Source organism: Paenibacillus sp. J22R232, from assembly GCF_056269165.1.
In genome coordinates this window covers 410799-429268 of record NZ_JBWDNK010000005.1, presented here as the reverse complement: position 1 = coordinate 429268, position 18470 = coordinate 410799, and the positions used below count along the sequence as shown (strand labels likewise).

Genomic DNA, 18470 nt, shown 5'->3' with positions numbered 1-18470 from the left:
ATGCCTTTCTTTGGTTTACTGGTATTCACGATTGAATGTGTGCTATAATGATTTGGATATTCTTAAGTAGGCTGCAGATAAAAGGAGTTTGAGAAAAGTTTGAAAACATTTGCTGAATTTGGCTTGGAACCGAAAGTGTTGCAAGCAATTACCGAACTTGGATTCGAGGAATCTACCCCGATTCAAGACAAAGCGATCCCTATTGCTATGGCAGGGCAAGATCTTATTGGCCAAGCACAAACGGGTACAGGAAAGACAGCGGCATTCGGAATTCCGCTCATTAACAAAATTCCGACAAGCGAGGAACGCATTGTCGCATTAATAATGACGCCAACCCGTGAACTCGCTATTCAAGTGGCAGACGAGATCGGGAAGTTGACTCGATACAAAGGCCTTCGCTCGTTGCCGATTTATGGTGGTCAAGAAATTGGTCGTCAAATCCGTGCATTGAAGAAAAAGCCACAAATCATTATCGGTACACCTGGACGTTTGCTTGACCATATCAACCGCAAGACGATTCGTCTTGAAGACGTTCAAACGGTTATTTTGGATGAAGCGGATGAAATGCTTGACATGGGATTCATGGAAGATATCCAATCGATCCTGAAACAAGTGCCAGACGAGCGTCACACGATGTTGTTCTCAGCAACTATGCCGGCTAACATTCAGAAGCTTGCACAGCAATTTCTGAAAAACCCGGAGCATGTTTCGGTTATTCCGAAACAAATCACTGCTCCACTTATCGAGCAATCGTATATCGAAGTGCATGAACGTCAAAAGTTCGAAGCACTTAGCCGTTTGCTTGATATGGAATCCCCTGAGCTTGCAATCATCTTCGGACGTACAAAACGCCGGGTTGACGAGCTAAGCGAAGCGCTTCAAAAACGCGGCTACACAGCTGACGGTTTGCACGGCGACTTGTCGCAGAACCAACGCGATAGCGTAATGCGTAAATTCCGTGACGGCAGCATCGACGTCCTGGTAGCAACTGACGTTGCTGCGCGCGGCCTTGATGTATCAGGCGTTACTCACGTTATCAACTTTGACCTTCCGCAAGATCCGGAGAGCTACGTTCACCGTATCGGCCGTACAGGACGCGCAGGCAAAGAGGGTACAGCATGGTCATTCGTTACACCTCGTGAAACGGATCACCTTCACTTCATCGAGAAAGTTACGCGCCAGAAGATGAACCGCAAGCCGCTTCCAAGCATCGCAGAAGCGATTGAAGGCAAACAACGCGTAACAGCTGAGCGTCTTCTAGAAGTCGTTCAGAACGAAGAGTTCTCCGAATACAAAGCGATTTCGATTCAATTGCTTGAGCAATATGATTCCGTTCATTTGCTTTCGGCAGCAATCAAATTGCTGACAGGCGAGAAGAAAAACGTAGAAATCGAATTGACGCCGGAAGATCCGCTTCGCGCCAAAAAACGCAAGCCGGATATTCGTTCCAATGGACGTCCGTTCAACCGCAGCGGTTCGTCGTCATACGGCGGCAATCGCAGCAGCAGCACTGGCGGAAGCGGCGGCGGTGGATACCGCGGTCGCGATGACAGACGCAGCAGCGGAAGCAGCACTGGCGGAAGCTCGCGTGGCGGTTATGAATCACGTGGCGGAAGCAGCGGCGGTTATGCTGGCAAAAGACCAAGTGAAGGTCGCCCAGAGAACCGTCGTCCGAAAAGCTCTTCTGACGGTTACGTGAACAACTAATGTAGCTTCACCTTCATTTTTGAAAAAACCGAGGTTGTCCGTGATCCCTAACGGGCATCCGTTCGACCTCGGTTTTTTATTATTTTTGGACAAGCCGTGGCCTTCGCTGCTCATCAGGCGACCTCCGTATCGGCTTCATAACAGGATATTTAAGCAACGATCCTGCGCGGTCAGGTTTCTGCCGTTTTGACGTTAGCCTAGGGTGCCCGGAAGCGGGCGGTTTTGTTCATATATAAGCATTTATATGTTTTCACATATAAATGTGCTTATATATCTCCGCGAAACGACTGCTTTTGCCACAGAGGACGGCGACAGCCGTTTACGCTTGCCAGTGTATGGTAGTCTGTAGGAGTAATTTTACTTTTCTGGAGGCAGATCCGATGGAACCAAGAGGGCTAATGGGTGGATTTTACCGAATATCCGAATGGATTATGAGGTTATCGGTTATTAATGTGTTGTGGCTTGCCTGTTCCATTCCATTCGTGTTCTTTGCATGGGGATTGGTTTTGTCGCAGGATGTCAATCAAGTGTATTCTGCTCTTATTGCCATGGCGGTAGTTGCTCCATTTACTTTGTTTCCGGCTACGGCAGCTATGTTTGCCGTTGCGCGCAAATGGGTTATGGGTGAAACTGACGTGGGGCTGTTCAAAATGTTTTTCCGCGGATACAAAGAGAACTATAAACAAAGTATGCTTGGCGGCATCATTTACACGATATTGCTCGCAATAATGATTGTTGACTTTATCGTATATCGTGAACAGTTAAATTTGCTGTCATACATCTTTATCGCGTTTCTAGTCCTTTTAGTCGTATCCCTGTTTAACTTTTTCTCGATGCTTGTCCACTATCACATGAAAACGTTTCAATTGCTGAAGAACGCTGTGCTAATCACGATCGGCAAACCTTTTCGTTCGTTGTCGACCGCGATTATGAGCGGTGCGGTCATGTACTTCAGTACGAGATTCACGTTTCTCATTCCGTTTTTTATGGGCAGCATTATCGCTTACTTAGCATTCTGGAATTTCCATTTGATTTATCAGAAGCTGCAGGATCAAGCCGAGAAAGCAAGGCTTGCAGAGGAAGAAGAAGCGGAGAAAGCTGCTGAGCTTGACCGGATTGACCTGGTAAAGGACGATTCGAACGGCGCCAATAAATAACAGTGGCAAGAAGTTTACTTTTTCGTTTGATAAGTCTATAATAGCAATACCTCCTGCGATGCTCGTTACGGCTTTACGCTGTTTTGAACCAATGGCTGTTTCACGGGAGACCAATATCGAAACGTAGCTGACATGCCCCCGAAAGGGGATCTCAAAAGCGGTTCTGCGGTCACCCACCTGCGTAAGCGGGTTCAGAAACATGTGAGTCGGACGGCATAGGCGGGTTCCATCTTCAAAATAAGAGCATTCGCTGGTTAAATCCAGTGATAGCTCTTTTTTCATTGGACAAATCATGGTATCATATAGAGTAATGTACATAGATGCCGGAGGGGGAGATCGTTGTTGTTGAAGCGGACCTTGATCGGGCTGCTGCGCAGTCATGAACAGACTGGGGACAGAGCCAAGGATCCAATGCTCAAATCTCATTTCTACAAGCTTTCGAAGGACAAGGCTTGGGATGAAGTGATTTCGACTCTTAAGAAGATGCAAGGCTATAAGGTGCTGCACGAAGTGCAATCCGTTGGGGAAATTGTGCTTGAGAAGCGCACGGCGTTCGGAAGGACGATGGACATTACGGTTTCCGTCATTAGCGTGAATCCGCTGCAATCCGCTGTCGATATTTATTCAGCATCCCGTGGCTCGTTAGGGGATCTTGGTTCTAATTACAGAGTTATTCTGGATTTGTACCGTACACTTGATAAGAAGCTAGCCGCGTTCAAAGTGAATAGTTAATTAATAAACAAAGCGAGGAAGGGTAGCCTTCACTCGCTTTGTTTGCAATCATGTGTATGAAGCCTTTGTATGGTTCCTACAGAAGCGCTTTAACTGCATCAATTGCTTGCTCGTAATTCGGATGCTCCGTCATTTCAGGCAAGTATTCAACATATTGTATCGTATCGTTAGCATCGATAACGAAGATGGAGCGCTGGTCAAGTCCAAGCTCTTTAATGTATACGCCATAAGCTTCGCCGAAGCTATGCGCTTTGTAGTCAGATAGCAATACGACCTTATCGATTCCAGCAGCGCCGCACCAGCGTGCTTGCGCGAAAGGAAGATCTACGCTTACGGTCAAAACGACTACATTATCGCCGAGTGAACCGGCAGCTTCATTGAAACGACGGGTTTGCGCATCGCAAACGCCAGTGTCAATGGAAGGCACGACACTAATCAGCTTAACCTTGCCTGAATAGTCGTTAAGGGATACGTTCTCGACAAGCGATTTGTTTAGATTGAAATCAGGAGCTTTATCGCCCGCTTTAAGTTCTGGTCCTACTAATGTGATCGGATTGCCCTTGAAAGTAGCAGCTCCATTGCGTTCTTGTGTCATTGAAGTATTTCCTCCTCTATAATTATGGTCAATACTTGATTCATTATAATCGTTTTGAAACGACCTTGTCCAATTGTTGGATAGAAAAGGGATGATGCGATGATCTTCTTACGGTATGAGAGCTTTCGCTCGTATTAGAAGCTATATCCCGTTACTTCAACGCTTATAGCGTTAAATATTGCCTATTTTATCGTTGTGGTTTTGAATGGCAATCCTAATGCTGCTTAACATGCTTATCGTTTCGGAGCGTTCGCGACGGATGTCTCCTTTGATCCGTTCGGTCTGCAGGAGCCTTGGCGATACGTAACATCGATGTTTATGCATTCAGGCATAGAGCATCTGCTTTTCAACATGTTTGCCTTGCTCGTGTTTGCGCCGCCGCTTGAGCATCTGTTGAAGCATGTCAAATATCTCATTTTTTATTTGCTTTGCGGCATTGGAGGCAATGCGATGAGCGCGCTAGTCAATGTGTTGGAGAATGATCCCGAAGGGCATATTGGCGTAGGTGCCTCGGGAGCTATTTACGGCGTTTATGGAGCGTTTCTGTATATATCGTTGTTCCGTAAATCACAGCTCGACCAGAGCTCGCGCAAAACGGTTTACACCATTCTCATATTCGGCGTGATTTACTCGTTCCTTGTCCCAAGCATTGATTTGTGGGCACATGTCGGAGGTGCGCTTGCGGGCTTCCTGCTTTATAATGTGTTTGACCGCGTAAAGACACGAAGAAATCAGAGATATTCATGAAAACTACGTATGTACGGGAGAGAAACTAACCGGTATGGAACTTCGTCAGCTTCATTATTTCGTAAAGGTAGCAAAAAAAGAGCATGTAACGCAGGCGGCAGAAGAGCTGCATGTTGCTCAGTCGGCTGTTAGCCGGCAAATTCATCAGCTGGAAGAAGAGCTTGGCGTCAAACTATTCGTTCAAAAAGGAAGAAATCTGCAGCTCACGCCAGTCGGACAGCTTTTTCTTAAGCGAGCCGAGGTTATCCTGGCGGATTTGGAGCGTGCGGTTATTGAAATACATGAATTTCTAGACCCGGAAAAAGGCGAAATCAGACTCGGATTTCCGCATAGCTTAGGCATTTCGTTAATTCCGCAGGTTGTGGCATCGTTCCGCAAGCTGCATCCTAACGTAAAGTTCAGATTCAAGCAGGGGATGTATCCGTCGCTCATTCGCGACATGATCAAAGGCGAGATCGATTTGGCATTTATCTCTCCGTTTCCGAATGAGCATGAGTTCGTTTGCGGTGAGGTGTTGCTGACGGAAGAGCTGTATGCGATTCTGCCGCCAGGGCACCGGCTATCGGGCGAGCAGTCCATTGCGTTGAAGGAGCTTGAGCATGAGACGTTCGTGTTGTTCAGCGAGGGGTACTCGCTTAGGCCGATCGTGTGGGATGCTTGCCAGGAGGCGGGATTCACGCCCAAAATTGGATTCGAAGGCGAAGAGACGGACACGATTCGGGGATTGGTAGCAGCGGGAATGGGAGTAAGTCTATTGCCGGAGATGGCTCTGCACTATACTGGCCCTCTGCAGGCAACCAAGGTTCGCGTGACTGAACCCCAGGTTACGCGCACAATTGGCCTTATCCGCCGTTCTAATGAGAAGCTGCCGCTTGTCGCCAAGGTTTTTCATGGCTTCCTGCTTCGCTATTTCAATAACGCGAAAGAATAAATCACGGCGTAGGAAAAAAGAGCTTCTCCAACCGGTCATTGCTGACTGGGGAGAAGCTCTTATTTGTATAACGAAACGTTATTCCTGACGGCTGCCGCCTACAAAAATCAAAATGTACCTCACGAGCTCTAAAAGGGAAAGCAAGGCAGCTGCTACATAGGTTAAAGCTGCAGCGTTCAGCACTTTGGCGACGCCGCGCTCCTCGTCGTTCGTGATGAAGCCTTCGGCAACCATAATATCCCGGGCTCGGTTGCTTGCGTTAAACTCAACCGGAAGGGTAATCACTTGGAACGCAACGGCTACGGAGAAGAAAATGATGCCAAGTCCGATTAAGTTCAAGGCCGAGAACAATATTCCTGCAATAAAGAGAAAAGGCGCTACGCCTGAAGCGAAATTCACGACAGGGAAGATGCGATGCCTTAGTACGAGCATGGGGTAATGCTCGGCATGCTGAATGGCATGACCTACCTCGTGGCAAGCGACGGAAATGGCAGATATTGAATTTTCGTAATATACAGGCTCCGAGAGGCGGACTACACGGTGAATGGGATCGTAATGATCGGTGAGCGTTCCGCGCACGGGTTCGATCGGAACATCGTGTAAACCGTTTGAATCGAGCATGCGCCTTGCTGCTTGATAGCCTGTTAATCCGCTGTTAGCTTGGACGGATGTCCATTTCTTGAACGTCCCTTTAACCCGAAATTGAGCCCAAATCGTTAACACAAAAGCGAGTATGATAAGAATGTAGATGAAAGTCATTGAGTCATTCCTCCGTTTCAAGGATGAGATCGACGTTACATGAGGGAGCTTTTGTTAATAATAAGCATAAGTGCTTCGATGCAAGCTGCTGTTTGTGGCATGAGACGCGTATAAAGGTGGTTTGCCTGCCTTGGTTTGAGTTTCTTTAGCACCGGCTCCAATTCCTTCACTTCACGTTCCAACTGGCTTATATGATGCTGTAGATCAGTAAGCTTCTGCGATACTTGCTCTTCCGGTGTGATTTTGCTCCAGCCCTCGATTGCAGCCTTGATCTCATCTAATGTATATTTGTCCTTTTTCATCTGTTCAATACGTGCCAAACGAACTAAGGTTTCGTCAGAATAGAGGCGATAGTTTTTGGCTGAACGCTCCGCAGGCTCGATAAGCCCAATTGAAGTGTAATAATCGATGGTACGCGGACTGATTTGAGCAAGCTTCGAGAGCTCTCCGATACGATACATGTTAATTCCCCCATTCGCTGAAAATATATAAAAATAATTATCTTCTATTATAGTAACTTTCGCTAACGCCAACTTCTGGCATAAAGGCTACCGATATATCTCTAATGATAATAGGAAAGTAACCATACAGTCAAACGTGTTACATCATTATCCCATTTCGCCAAGCATAAGCATGCGGGCAAGCTAATCATGTGGTGTTTCTACTATATAACGTTTTAGCATACGTTATGAATCAGCAGCAAAACATATTAATGAAAGAAGCGGGAAGTCGCGTATAGGAAACGATGCCTAGAAAATGTCAAAATGCGAAGAATAAGCAGGCCTGATGGGTGATTTTAAGAGCAATTTGTTCTAAAACTTAACGTTCGTGTTAGATTTTATCCCGAACGTTTGATTTTTTTTATAAATTTAGTGAAAATGTATTGTCAAATTGAGCACTACTGACTATAATGACATTAAGTCTTTCCTCTCATGTAAGGAAACATAACACTTAGGGAGTGGTCGTAATGATTAAGAAAACGATGTTAGCTTTAGGGATCTTCACTTTATTGTTTCCAGTAATGGCGTTTGCAGAGGATCCTTCCGCAGCAACGTTGAACATGGGTCTGAACTCGCTTTGGGTTATGCTCGCATTCATTCTCGTTCTACTTATGCAAGGCGGATTCATTCTTCTAGAGACAGGTTCTACCCGCATGAAAAATGCTGGCCACGTTGCCGGCAAAACAATCTTCACGACTGGTCTTGCAGCACTTATTTATTGGGCTTTTGGTTACGGTATGGCTTTTGGCGGAGACAGCTCGGTTAGCGCATTGTTCGGCTGGGGAGATTTCTTCTTTAACCCTTCGGTAGCAGCAGGAGAAGGCGACAGCCTTCCATCAACAGTGTTCTTCTTATTCCAATTAGCATTTGCTGCGGTGTCGCTGTCCATTGCATGGGGCGGTTTCGCCGAGAGAGCAAAGCTTTCCTCTTACATTGTTTTCACAGTATTCTTTGTTGCAATCATTTATCCGGTCGTAGCTCACTGGATCTGGGGCGGCGGCTGGCTTGCTGAAGACGGAGCACAAGATTTCGCGGGCTCCACGGTTGTTCACTTAACGGGTGCGCTTGCTGCCTTTGCGGCAACGGTATTGCTAAAACCGCGTATCGGCAAATTCAATAAAGACGGCTCAGCTAACGAAATTTTGGGACATAACCAAGTGTTTACTGCACTTTCCGTATTGCTTCTATGGGTAGGTTGGTTTGGATTCAATGCAGGCAGCACAGTAGCTATCGGCGACGGTTTCTTCGGATATGTAGCTTTCAACACGATGCTTGGAGCAGGCGCAGGCGGCGTGGCAGCACTTCTTATTTCATGGGCAGTAACAGGCAAAGCAGATATTACGACAATGCTGAACGGTACGCTTGCCGGTCTAGTAGCAATCACGGCATCTTGTGCTTTCGTTGATCCATGGGCAGCGGTTGTTATCGGTCTAGTAGCTGGCGTGCTTGTATTCTACAGCGTGAAGTTTTTCGAGAAAATCAAAGTTGACGATCCAATCTACGCTTTGTCCGTTCACGGTGCAGCAGGCGTGTGGGGTACGCTTGCTAACGGTATCTTCGCAACACAAGCGCTTGCTGACAAAGTTGGCGTTGGTACTGGCGGTTTGATCGACACAGGAAGCTGGAAACAGCTTTGGGTACAATTCGAATCCGTTGTCGTAGTTGGCGCGTTCGTGCTTGCGGCTTCGTTCCTGGTACTCGGCGTAATGAAACTTATCATGGGCTTCCGTGTTACGGAAGAGCAAGAAATTATCGGTCTTGACCTTAGTGAGCATGGCGCTTATGGTTATCCTGAGCAAATGAAAAAAGCAGGTCAAAACATTCAAGGATAATCTTAACCATGATGGACTGACCGAAGGGAGAGGGCGTCGCATGAATGATCCAGTGCGATTGCAGCTGCTCAAGCAGATCGGGTCTTCCGATCATGTTGAAGGGCTGCGAAACCTGCGGGATCAGATACACGAGCATATGGAAGCTCTTCTCCCTACGCGTCCGGTCGAACAATTTAATGAACAATTAAATGAGGTGCACGATGCGGTAATCGAACGCTCGGTCATCCTCGCAGAAGCGGAAATGGCACGGTTGGGGAAGGGTTCTCCCCCCGTGCCTTACGCATATCTACTGTTCGGCAGCGGCGGTCGGAAAGAGCAAACTTTGTCAAGCGATCAAGACAGCGGTGTTGTCTATGTTGATCCGGTAGCTGATTCGGCAAACGTTAAAATGTATTTTAAAGAGCTATGCGAGATCGTCGTTCAGAATCTTCAACGGACCGGATATCCTCCTTGCGAGGGGAACGTTCTGAGCAGCAATTCTGAATGGTGCTTGTCGCTGTCGGAGTGGGGAGCCAAGCTTGACCAGTGGTTTGATGAGCCTGCGTGGGAAGCGGTTCGGTATTTGCTTATTATCGCGGACGGCCGCTGCGTCTATGGCGACAATAGGCTGCTAGACGAGCTGAAGGATTTGTTTTTCAGCGATATGCTGAATCATCCAATCATCTTGCAGCGGATGCTGGATAACACGCTGCGCCATAAAGTGCTTCTTGGTTTCTTTGGGCAGCTGCTAAAGGAGCAGTACGGCGAAGATGCAGGGAGTTTGGATATTAAGTACGGCGCCTATATTCCGATGGTTAACTCTATTAGGCTATTATCTATTCAAGTAGGCATTCGCGAGACTTCCACGATTGAGAGAATCAAAATGCTGGTAAAAGCCGGAAGGATGTCAGAAGCCGATGCTGCCATATACGAGCAGGCCTTCCGTATTTTACTGCGACTTCGCTTAATGACAACGGAACAGAATTCGGATGGCTTATATGCCAACAATGGCAAGCTGTCCAGTCGGAAGCTGACGAAGGAAATGACGGATGAGTTAAAGAGCAGTCTGCGGCTAGGCAAGAAACTGCAAAGAGCGGTTTTTAAGCAAACAATGGGCAGGCTTACGTAAGGCGGTGGAGAAATGAAAGAACAAAAAGGCGTCGGTCGTATGTGGAACCTATACAAAATGGGAGGATTTACGCCTGCCATCGCTTCTATGTTAGGCTCGCAAAATGCGCAGCAAATGGCGTTTATTCGAAACGTTAACAAAGAGCAGCGCAAGCAGTCCATGTTCGACATGCCGCTGAAGGAGCTCGAGGTCGTCGTATTTGATTTGGAGACAACGGGCTTTTACCCGAACAATGGGGATGAGATTATTTCATTCGGGGCCGTATTGCTGCGAGGAGGCGAGGTTGAGGAGAGCGAAACGTTCTATAGTCTTGTCAATCCAAAGCGTAAAATTCCGAAAGCTATCATTGAATTGACCGGCATTACGAATGAAATGGTAGAAGATGCTCCGGACTTAATGCAAGTGCTGCATGACTTCATGGAATTTGTCGGCAGAAGATTGCTTATTGCCCATGCTTCCGGACACGATAAGCAGTTTTTAAACGCAGCGCTTTGGAGAACCTCCAAGGTGAACTTGAACCATAGGGTGCTGGATACGATGATGGTTGCCAAGTGGCTGGAGCCGAACCTTGACGGGTACAGCCTGGATGACTTGTTAGACAGCTGCTGTATTCCGATCACGGAACGGCATCATGCGCTTCAGGACTCGATAATGACAGCAAAGCTTTGGCAAAATTATTTGGCACGAATCCTTGAGCGGAATATTACGACGCTTGGAGATCTGTATGCCTATTTAAGCAAGCACTAGCTCGAGCGGAATGAACTGTCCGTCTATGCGGCGGTATGGCTTAATCTCAGGCTTTTCGCTGCTTCGCAATGAAACAATCCAATAAGAAAGCTCAGACGCAGGCAGGAAGCCCTCAGAGTCGCTAGAAGACGGGATGGCATCTGTACGCGGATGGGAGTGGAACAAGCCGACAAGCGATTGTCGGTTTTTTTGCATGCTGTAATAAGCTGCCGTCCATTCGGACGGATCGAACGTGAAGGAGTGCGTTGGATCAATATGCGTATTGGTTATTGGAATGACGGTGTCGACAATGATGTTGCCGCCTGCTGCTTCTCTTGCGATATTGCTGCTGGCTAGAATGCCGCAAGCTTCAAGAGGCTTAGCATCCAAACAGATGCCCACGAGCTTCTCGTAAGCTAATTGCGTAATGAATTCTTTTGCATTGGGTGAATTCATGTCGATGCCTCCTTCTTCTTCATGAGTATGTGATTAGTATAGCGAAATCGGAGGAATTGCGCGAATCAGGCGGGAGGCTGCGTATGAATGATTGCGGAATAACCGATAATAGTGCGAGAAACCATGCAATAACATGCGCAAAATTGACGTTTTGATGGCTAATAGGCTTCGTGCCTTGAGCTTCCATAACGTGCATGTTACGATGAAGCCATAGGTTAGTATGAAAATGCGAGAGAAGGAAGGTACGACATGAAACGCGTCATTACGCTGTTTACCATTGCGCTGCTGTTTGCTGGATTAGCTGTGTTTCAATATAGAACGGGTGATAAGGAATCGGTTACGCTTGCGGCTCCTTCTTCGGATTTCAAGCCGAAAGCGGGATTCGAGGCAACATCGTTTAAGCTGCCGGGTTTGGACGAGCAATCCTATGAGGTTGGCGGAAAGCAAGGCAAGCTGATGTTCGTTAACTTCTGGGCTTCGTGGTGCGGCCCTTGCGAGCTGGAGGCCCCGGATCTGCAGCGGTTGCATGAGGAATACGGAGATGCCATGCAGCTGTATGGCGTCAATGCGACGAAATATGATAAAGAGCGGGCGGCAAGGGATTTCGTGAACGAGCATGAGTTTACGTTTCCGATTCTGATGGACCGTGTAGGGGATGTAACGAAGGAGTATAAGGTCGATACGTTCCCGACGACGTTTCTGATTGACGGAGACGGAGTCATAAGGGAGCGGATTAACGGCGTTATCCCTTATGAAGAATGGCAGCGACTGATCGAGAAGTGGATGTAAGCAAATCACCGCAACAAAAAAAGGCAGTTCCGAATTCGAATTCGGGACTGCCTTTTGCATTAATGATTAACGAGCCCGATCCTGAACAGCGGATCGACATTCGCGTTGTCGATTTTGACCATATTGAGAAGGGCATACCGGATGCTGTCGACGAGCGCTTCCCAGCTGGCTTCGATAACGTTGTTGGAAACGCCGACAGTGCTCCACGTATTGTCAAGCCCAGTAGACTCGATAAGCACACGTACTTTAGCTGCTGTGGCGTCCTTCTCGTCGATTACGCGTACTTTGTAATCAGAGAGGTGGATACTCTCAATCTTCGGATAAAACTGCACCAATGCCTTCCGGAGGGCGTTATCGAGCGCATTTACAGGTCCGTTGCCTTCGGCTGCGGTATAAACCTGCTGGCCGCCGACATTGATTTTGACGATCGCCTCGGAAATCATCTGGCCATTCGTTTTCTCTACAAGCATCTTGAACGATTCTACCTTGAATACCTCTTTGACCTCGCCGCCGAACGCCTCGCGAAGCAGCAATTCAAGCGAGGCGTCCGCGCCCTCGAATTGATAGCCCTGATGCTCAAGCTCCTTGATCTGGTCCATAATCTGCTTCGTCTTTTCGTTATTGGCGTTCACGTCAAGGCCTAGCTCCTGGGCTTTGGAAATAATGTTACTTTGTCCGGCAAGCTCGGATACAAGAATGCGCTGCTTGTTGCCAACGAGCTCAGGCTGGATATGCTCGTACGTTTTGGAATCCTTCATGATCGCGGATACGTGTATGCCGCCTTTGTGCGCGAATGCTGCATTGCCAACGTAAGCTTGGCCTACTGGCATATGGACATTCGCAATTTCGCTGACATAACGAGCCGTGCTCGTAAGCGTCCGGAGCTGATCATCCGACAGCACATCGTATTTCATCTTGATCTGCAAATTCGGGATAATCGAGCAAAGATTCGCGTTGCCGCAGCGTTCGCCGTAACCGTTTATCGTTCCCTGTACTTGGCGTGCGCCTGCTTGAACAGCGGCCAGGGAATTAGCGACTGCGAGCTCGCAGTCGTTATGCGTATGGATACCGATTGGCGTAACGAGTTCTTGTTTTACGCGGGAAACGATCTCGTGGATTTCACTTGGAAGCGTGCCGCCGTTCGTATCGCAAAGTACGAGCCAATTCGCGCCAGCTTCCTGTGCTTTCTTCAGTACCGCAATCGCATACTCGGAATTGTTCTTATAGCCGTCGAAGAAATGCTCGGAGTCGAACAATGCTTCCATGCCGTTCTGCTTCAGAAAAGCTACCGAATCGTAGATCATCGATAGGTTTTCCTCCAATGTGGTTTGCAGTGCGGTATGTACGTGGAAATCCCAGGATTTACCTACCAAAGTTGCGGCAGGAACGCCGGATTCGGCGATGCGAACCAGACTCGCGTCATGCTCAGCCAAGCTGTTCTTGCGGCGGGTGCTGCCGAATGCGGTAATTTTGGCATTCAGGTTGAATGCTTTGATCCGTTGGAAAAACTCAATGTCCTTGCTGTTGCTTCCTGGGTTGCCGCCTTCAATATAGTGAACGCCGAGCGCGTCGAGCTTCTGGGCGATTTTTAATTTGTCATCCGCTGACAGGCTAATCCCTTCACCTTGTGTACCGTCACGCAGCGTCGTATCAAATATGGAAATGTTTGTTGTCATTAACGGGACGCCTCCTTCATTAATAGCCTTTTCAAATCATAATTTACTATTATAACACTTGTCCGAACGAAAGTAGAGGGGGAAACGTAATTTTTGTACGCGAACTTCCCTGTCGTTGACTTGACCCTATTGGAATTGTATGCTTGTGGTGGGCAAGCTTATGTAGGTTTTTTGCAAGGAATAGGCGGTGAATATTAGACCCATGACGAATGTAAACGAGCATTATCCGGCCAAAGGCCGCGTTATAATACATTTAGATATGAATGCATTTTATTGCTCGGTGCATGAGGCCGAGGAGCCGGAGAAATACGCAGGCAGGCCGACAGCGGTGTCGGGGAGCGTTGAGCAGCGAAAGGGAATTCTAGTCACATGCTCGTATACGGCGCGAAGCAAAGGGATTAAGACGGGAATGACGGTAAGACAGGCACTACAACTTTGTCCTGAGCTTATATTAATAAAACCGGACTTTACCCTATACCGGAAATATTCGCAGGGCTTCATGGCTATCGCCAGGCAATTCACCCCGCTCGTGGAAGCCGTGTCCATCGATGAATGCTATATGGATATTACCGGCTCCAAAATGTTCGGCTCGCCGCTTGAAATTGCGGAAACGCTACAAAAGAGAATCATGTCAGAATGGTCGTTGCCATGCTCGATTGGACTTGCGCCCAATAAATTGCTTGCGAAGATGGCATCCGATATGAAAAAGCCGAATGGACTTACCGTGCTGCGGATCCGCGACGTGAAAAACGTGCTTTGGGACAAATCCTGCGATACGCTGTTTGGCATCGGCAAGAAAACGGCCGACAAGCTTACGAAGCTGAACATTCGGACGATCGGCCAGCTTGCCGCAAGCGACGAATTGATGCTGAACAAGCATTTTGGCGTCGTCGGATCATGGATGAAATCCGCTGCGCATGGGATAGACCACTCCGAGGTAAATCCTAACCGGGAACGGAACAAATCGATCGGACACACGACAACGCTGCCGAGCGACCTTACTGCCCGGGAGGACGTGTACCGCGTGCTGCTCAACCTGGCAGACCAAACGGGGCGCAGGCTGCGGCGGCAGAAGATGGTGGCGACAACCGTTCAGCTCACGATTCGCAAGCCGGATATGACGACGATAGCCCGCTCCCATACGATGGCTGCACCAACGCAAACGTCCGAGGATTTCTACAAGGAAGTCTGCCGGCTGTTTGATAAACACTGGAGGCTTGGAGATCCGATTCGGCTGCTTGGCGTTACGCTCCAAAACCTGTCGCTGCTTGACGATTCAGCGCTGCAGCTTGATCTGTTCAGCTACGAGCAGCAGCCCCGAAAAGAGGCGCTCACGAAGGCGATGGATACGCTTCGCGATAAATATGGAGAGGACGCCGTATTAACCGCGGGGATGCTTGGAGATGATCCTTCAACCTTAATTAGGAATAAACGAATTCGCGGTACATCCTTGCAAAAGGATGATAGTTTGTTATATATTGATGAATGAAGCTTGACTGATCAGAGACGAGATTATTCCGTATATATTTATTTTGGGAGGGAATTTCCATGGGTAAGTTTACTTGGGTAGAGAAAGATACGTGCATCGCTTGTGGAGCTTGCGGAGCTACTGCACCTGACATTTATGACTATGATGACGAAGGTCTTGCAGAGGTTATTTATAAAGCGGATGGTAACACAGGAAACACCGAGATTCCAGAGGATATGTTTGACGATTTGCAGGATGCGGCTGACGGCTGTCCAACGGATTCAATCAAAATCGCAGACGTACCTTTCAATTACTAGGCATTATCCAATAAAGAAGCTCTTTTTCGCTTTTATTTAAGCGAAGGAGAGCTTTTTTCATTTTTGCGGCATACATCATCCCGCGGGGATACAATCAAGCAGTCATTCTGCCGATATAGTGGATATGCCACATGTTGGGAGGATGGGGGATGGACTCTCCAGAAGACATATTTTATTTGAAGCAATTTGTAAAGCAGCACCCCGATAACCAGATGGGGTGGTATTTGCTCGGCAAGCAGTATTTGGCAGCAGGCAAAGAAGGAAAGGCGAATTATTGTTTCCTGCAGGCTGGGGAAGTATATGACGCTTTCGAGCATGAAAGTCATCCGTTGTCGGAAAGCCAGCTGCTGCTCGTCAAGGAATGGGGCCAACGCCAGCGAAAGAAAAGACTCCTTCGAAAAACGGGCACACTAGCAGCACTGCTTCTGCTGTTGGCGGTGCTGGCTCCGGCAAACGGCGCACAATATATTCCGAAGCCTCCCGAGCCTGTCGTAGCTGTTGACAGCACCAGGCCGCAAATGGGCGTAGTATTCATTCCACGGAAAGAACGAAACCCGATAGGCAGCGCTTGGAACAGCCTGGTTGCCGCTGGCAAGGATGCGCCACAGCTTACGTATGCCGCGAGATTGGAGGAAGATACGGGCTGGAGGCATTGGAAAGGCAATACAAGGCTGCTGATGGCCGTGGAGAAAGAAGATATAAATGGCAAGCTGGACGTGGATATGCTGGACAGTCTTACCTGCTCCTGCGAACCGACAGATGCCTCGGCCGCCGAAGCGAAGTATTCGGAATGGCAGGAGCAGCAGGAGACGCACTGGACGCTTGCAAGCGCGGTCTTCCATTATGAGCGAAAGTATAAGAAATGGCCGCAGCGGCTCGATGATCTTATTCAGCCATATCCAAACAACGTGATCGCCGGAGAGCGCGAAGGCATGAGAGCGATGTTCCCGGAAGTTCTAAGGAAGCTCAAGGCTGCTAAACCAGTCACCGGAGGCGGTAATTTGCCTGCGACCGCAGAAACAGGCAGCGAGCCGGCCCAAGATTCGAAGCCTAACGCGCAATCGATCGTCGGGAGCAATGGAATTCTCGATAAGCAATGGAGTGCGCCGCTTTCAATCGTTGTGGATAAATCTACGCACCGGCTTGCGATCGTTCAGGGGGATATCATCGTTCGCAGCTATAAGGTAGGACTTGGCGGCGAGGAAACACCGGAAGGCAGCTTCTATATTAGCGAGAAGGTACGGAATCCGAACGGGCGCGATGATGGGGATTTCGGGAGTCGAGGCATGACATTATCAGGTACGCTGTATGCGATCCATGGTACGGATGAGCCTGACAGCATCGGAAAAGACGAATCGCTTGGCTGTGTCCGAATGGGCAAGGAGGACGTTGAGGAGCTGTTCGATATGGTGCCGCTCGGAACGATCGTACAAATAAAAAACGGGACGCTTCCAAACAAGCTGCAGCAGCCGAAGGAACGCTTCGAGCTGGAGCCGAGTCAGAATGAAACCAATCCCGCGAAAGTTTATAAATGGTTGACGTAAGAGGCTTACGAAGTGAAAACTAGAAGCAGGGCAACCGCAACGATAACAACGCCAACGATAGAGCCGATCCAAACAAGCGCTTTTTTGTTTACCTCATCCTTGGGCTTTGCTTTCATCGTTGCGGGTTTTCTTTTGGGTGAACTCATCGACAATCAACCTCTCTATTTCGGAATGATAATGAATATGTTCTCATTGTAATCGTTTTCTAGACAAGCCGCAATATAACAGACGCTTGCACCTTGTGTGCAGGCTCTTTTCTTTTTGCTGCAAAAAAGATAAACTGTCATGTAGAACATACAACTGAGATCGGAGTGGGTAAGTTGCTTTATTCTTCAATTTTAAAGCCGATTTTTTTTCGGATGGACCCCGAGAAGGCCCATCATCTCGTAATTGACGGCTTGGCAGCCGGCGGAACAGTGCCAGGCTTGAACGGAATTATGCATGCAATGTATGGCGTAGCAGAGTCGCCTGAGCTTGCGACAGAGCTATTCGGACTTCGTTTCCCCCATCCTGTGGGGCTAGCTGCCGGGTTGGATAAAAACGGCAAAGCCGTTGACGGCTTCTCGAGCGTAGGCTTCGGCTTTGCGGAGGTAGGAACGGTAACGCCGAAGGGACAAGCCGGTAACGAGCAGCCCCGTTTATTTCGCCTTCCTTCGGATGAGGCGCTTATTAACCGAATGGGATTCAATAACGAAGGTACGGCCGCAATGGCGGAAAAGCTGTCCAAACGCAAAATAAACCGTATTCCGATCGCGGTCAACATCGGTAAAAACAAAATGACGCCGAATGAATTAGCCCATGAGGATTACCAGACCTGCATAAGGGATTTGTATACATATGGAGACTTCTTCGTCGTGAATATCAGCTCGCCTAATACGCCTGATTTGCGGGATTTGCAGCATGGCGAAGAGCTGAGAAATTTACTCAGCGCCGTAAAAAAGGAAATAAACACGCAAGCGGCGAAAATAGGTGCAAAAGCCAAACCGGTGCTTGTCAAAATTGCGCCCGATATGACGAACGAGCAGCTGGAGCTTACCGTTGCTACCATTATGGAGAGCGGCGTATCTGGAATTATTGCGACGAATACGACCTTGTCCCGGACAGGGCTACAGCATTCAGCCGCGAAGGAAGCAGGCGGCCTTAGCGGGAAGCCCCTTCGGGAGCGCTCTACAGAGGTAATTCGCGCCGTGTACCGTCAAACCGGCGGCCAGTTGCCGATCATCGGCTCAGGCGGCATTTTTACGGCGCAAGACGCATACGATAAAATCCGCGCTGGAGCTTCGCTGGTTGAGATCTATACGGCTTTGATCTACAAAGGGCCTGGCGTTCTCCGTGAATTGACGAACGGGTTGAAGGAATGTTTACGCAAGGATGGCTACCGCAATATTGCCGATGCAGTTGGAGCAGATCACGTTTAAGAACAGGA

The 18470-nt window shown here is 48.4% G+C and carries 19 protein-coding genes and 1 other RNA gene; 14 read left to right on the top strand and 6 right to left on the bottom strand.

The genetic code is table 11. The features are described from left to right. Positions 1–99: 99 nt before the first annotated feature. From cshA to AC0YN3_RS18570, 4 genes are all read left to right on the top strand, one after another. Positions 100–1707, top strand: a complete 1608-nt coding sequence (cshA, locus tag AC0YN3_RS18585; protein WP_475776444.1) for a degradosome RNA helicase CshA — start codon at positions 100–102, stop codon at positions 1705–1707. Positions 1708–2087: 380 nt separating this feature from the next. Continuing rightward, positions 2088–2864, top strand: coding sequence for a YesL family protein (locus tag AC0YN3_RS18580; RefSeq protein WP_475776443.1), 777 nt, complete (start codon positions 2088–2090; stop codon positions 2862–2864). 47 nt (positions 2865–2911) lie between these two features. Next, a non-coding RNA gene (ssrS, locus tag AC0YN3_RS18575) (6S RNA) lies at positions 2912–3094 on the top strand. 112 nt (positions 3095–3206) lie between these two features. Further along, positions 3207–3596 carry a DUF1499 domain-containing protein gene (locus AC0YN3_RS18570; protein WP_183560498.1) on the top strand — a complete coding sequence of 130 codons (390 nt, stop codon included), beginning with the start codon at positions 3207–3209 and terminating at the stop codon, positions 3594–3596. 76 nt (positions 3597–3672) lie between these two features. On the opposite strand, the gene tpx is transcribed toward AC0YN3_RS18570, so the two are convergent. Then, complete coding sequence (gene tpx / locus AC0YN3_RS18565) at positions 3673–4191, bottom strand: thiol peroxidase (RefSeq protein ID WP_441942282.1); 519 nt, start codon at positions 4189–4191, stop codon at positions 3673–3675. A 282-nt stretch (positions 4192–4473) separates the two neighbouring features. Here tpx and AC0YN3_RS18560 point away from each other — a divergent pair, with 282 nt between their 5' ends. Together AC0YN3_RS18560 and gltC are read left to right on the top strand one after the other, a co-directional pair. Further along, positions 4474–4938, top strand: a complete 465-nt coding sequence (locus AC0YN3_RS18560) for a rhomboid family intramembrane serine protease (RefSeq protein WP_475776542.1) — start codon at positions 4474–4476, stop codon at positions 4936–4938. A gap of 34 nt (positions 4939–4972) precedes the next feature. Further along, on the top strand, positions 4973–5869 hold the full coding sequence (gene gltC / locus AC0YN3_RS18555; RefSeq protein WP_475776442.1) for a glutamate biosynthesis transcriptional regulator GltC: 897 nt from the start codon (positions 4973–4975) through the stop codon (positions 5867–5869). A 78-nt stretch (positions 5870–5947) separates the two neighbouring features. Here gltC and AC0YN3_RS18550 read toward each other — a convergent pair whose 3' ends face one another. Both AC0YN3_RS18550 and AC0YN3_RS18545 read right to left on the bottom strand, forming a co-directional pair. Next, positions 5948–6628, bottom strand: a complete 681-nt coding sequence (locus tag AC0YN3_RS18550; protein WP_441942279.1) for a zinc metallopeptidase — start codon at positions 6626–6628, stop codon at positions 5948–5950. 35 nt (positions 6629–6663) lie between these two features. After that, positions 6664–7089, bottom strand: a complete 426-nt coding sequence (locus AC0YN3_RS18545) for a MerR family transcriptional regulator (RefSeq protein WP_183559944.1) — start codon at positions 7087–7089, stop codon at positions 6664–6666. Positions 7090–7595: 506 nt separating this feature from the next. Between AC0YN3_RS18545 and AC0YN3_RS18540 the strand changes: the two genes are divergently transcribed. The 3 genes from AC0YN3_RS18540 to AC0YN3_RS18530 are packed head-to-tail and all read left to right on the top strand — an operon-like array spanning position 7596 to position 10815. Continuing rightward, the gene (locus AC0YN3_RS18540; protein ID WP_475776441.1) at positions 7596–8960 is read left to right on the top strand and encodes an ammonium transporter; all 1365 of its coding nucleotides are present in this window, start codon (positions 7596–7598) and stop codon (positions 8958–8960) included. 40 nt (positions 8961–9000) lie between these two features. After that, positions 9001–10068: a DUF294 nucleotidyltransferase-like domain-containing protein gene (locus tag AC0YN3_RS18535; protein ID WP_475776440.1), complete on the top strand. Its 1068-nt coding sequence runs from the start codon at positions 9001–9003 to the stop codon at positions 10066–10068. A gap of 12 nt (positions 10069–10080) precedes the next feature. Then, on the top strand, positions 10081–10815 hold the full coding sequence (locus AC0YN3_RS18530) for an exonuclease domain-containing protein (protein ID WP_475776439.1): 735 nt from the start codon (positions 10081–10083) through the stop codon (positions 10813–10815). Here the strand turns inward: AC0YN3_RS18530 and AC0YN3_RS18525 are convergent. Next, the gene (locus AC0YN3_RS18525; RefSeq protein WP_475776438.1) at positions 10801–11250 is read right to left on the bottom strand and encodes a M67 family metallopeptidase; all 450 of its coding nucleotides are present in this window, start codon (positions 11248–11250) and stop codon (positions 10801–10803) included. The two genes, AC0YN3_RS18530 and AC0YN3_RS18525, sit on opposite strands and share 15 nt — an antisense overlap. Before the next feature lie 249 nt (positions 11251–11499). Here AC0YN3_RS18525 and AC0YN3_RS18520 point away from each other — a divergent pair, with 249 nt between their 5' ends. Then, positions 11500–12039 carry a TlpA family protein disulfide reductase gene (locus AC0YN3_RS18520; RefSeq protein ID WP_475776437.1) on the top strand — a complete coding sequence of 180 codons (540 nt, stop codon included), beginning with the start codon at positions 11500–11502 and terminating at the stop codon, positions 12037–12039. 59 nt (positions 12040–12098) lie between these two features. Here the strand turns inward: AC0YN3_RS18520 and cimA are convergent, their stop codons facing one another. Beyond that, positions 12099–13715: a citramalate synthase gene (gene cimA / locus AC0YN3_RS18515; RefSeq protein ID WP_475776436.1), complete on the bottom strand. Its 1617-nt coding sequence runs from the start codon at positions 13713–13715 to the stop codon at positions 12099–12101. Positions 13716–13917: 202 nt separating this feature from the next. On the opposite strand from cimA, the gene AC0YN3_RS18510 reads away from it, so the two are divergent. From AC0YN3_RS18510 to AC0YN3_RS18500, 3 genes are all read left to right on the top strand, one after another. Next, positions 13918–15204 (top strand): DNA polymerase IV, encoded by a 1287-nt coding sequence (locus AC0YN3_RS18510; RefSeq protein WP_475776435.1) that lies wholly within the window; start codon positions 13918–13920, stop codon positions 15202–15204. A 59-nt stretch (positions 15205–15263) separates the two neighbouring features. Further along, complete coding sequence (locus AC0YN3_RS18505) at positions 15264–15500, top strand: ferredoxin (protein ID WP_183559929.1); 237 nt, start codon at positions 15264–15266, stop codon at positions 15498–15500. Positions 15501–15649: 149 nt separating this feature from the next. Next, entirely contained in the window at positions 15650–17044 is a 1395-nt protein-coding gene (locus AC0YN3_RS18500) for a L,D-transpeptidase (protein ID WP_475776434.1), read from the top strand. Positions 17045–17049: 5 nt separating this feature from the next. Here the strand turns inward: AC0YN3_RS18500 and AC0YN3_RS18495 are convergent, their stop codons facing one another. Next, entirely contained in the window at positions 17050–17190 is a 141-nt protein-coding gene (locus tag AC0YN3_RS18495) for a hypothetical protein (protein WP_475776433.1), read from the bottom strand. Between the two features lie 174 nt (positions 17191–17364). On the opposite strand from AC0YN3_RS18495, the gene AC0YN3_RS18490 reads away from it, so the two are divergent. Beyond that, complete coding sequence (locus AC0YN3_RS18490) at positions 17365–18462, top strand: quinone-dependent dihydroorotate dehydrogenase (protein ID WP_475776432.1); 1098 nt, start codon at positions 17365–17367, stop codon at positions 18460–18462. Positions 18463–18470: the final 8 nt, after the last annotated feature.

Bases quoted from the DNA above. Each gene is read 5' to 3' on its own strand.
- AC0YN3_RS18535 (WP_475776440.1), top strand. From the start codon at position 9,001: ATGAATGATCCAGTGCGATTGCAGCTGCTCAAGCAGATCGGGTCTTCC.
- AC0YN3_RS18550 (WP_441942279.1), bottom strand. From the start codon at position 6,628: ATGACTTTCATCTACATTCTTATCATACTCGCTTTTGTGTTAACGATT.
- AC0YN3_RS18580 (WP_475776443.1), top strand. From the start codon at position 2,088: ATGGAACCAAGAGGGCTAATGGGTGGATTTTACCGAATATCCGAATGG.
- AC0YN3_RS18495 (WP_475776433.1), bottom strand. From the start codon at position 17,190: ATGAGTTCACCCAAAAGAAAACCCGCAACGATGAAAGCAAAGCCCAAG.
- AC0YN3_RS18530 (WP_475776439.1), top strand. From the start codon at position 10,081: ATGAAAGAACAAAAAGGCGTCGGTCGTATGTGGAACCTATACAAAATG.
- AC0YN3_RS18500 (WP_475776434.1), top strand. From the start codon at position 15,650: ATGGACTCTCCAGAAGACATATTTTATTTGAAGCAATTTGTAAAGCAG.
- gltC (WP_475776442.1), top strand. From the start codon at position 4,973: ATGGAACTTCGTCAGCTTCATTATTTCGTAAAGGTAGCAAAAAAAGAG.
- tpx (WP_441942282.1), bottom strand. From the start codon at position 4,191: ATGACACAAGAACGCAATGGAGCTGCTACTTTCAAGGGCAATCCGATC.
- AC0YN3_RS18525 (WP_475776438.1), bottom strand. From the start codon at position 11,250: ATGAATTCACCCAATGCAAAAGAATTCATTACGCAATTAGCTTACGAG.
- AC0YN3_RS18545 (WP_183559944.1), bottom strand. From the start codon at position 7,089: ATGTATCGTATCGGAGAGCTCTCGAAGCTTGCTCAAATCAGTCCGCGT.
- AC0YN3_RS18505 (WP_183559929.1), top strand. From the start codon at position 15,264: ATGGGTAAGTTTACTTGGGTAGAGAAAGATACGTGCATCGCTTGTGGA.
- AC0YN3_RS18520 (WP_475776437.1), top strand. From the start codon at position 11,500: ATGAAACGCGTCATTACGCTGTTTACCATTGCGCTGCTGTTTGCTGGA.
- AC0YN3_RS18540 (WP_475776441.1), top strand. From the start codon at position 7,596: ATGATTAAGAAAACGATGTTAGCTTTAGGGATCTTCACTTTATTGTTT.
- cimA (WP_475776436.1), bottom strand. From the start codon at position 13,715: ATGACAACAAACATTTCCATATTTGATACGACGCTGCGTGACGGTACA.
- AC0YN3_RS18510 (WP_475776435.1), top strand. From the start codon at position 13,918: ATGACGAATGTAAACGAGCATTATCCGGCCAAAGGCCGCGTTATAATA.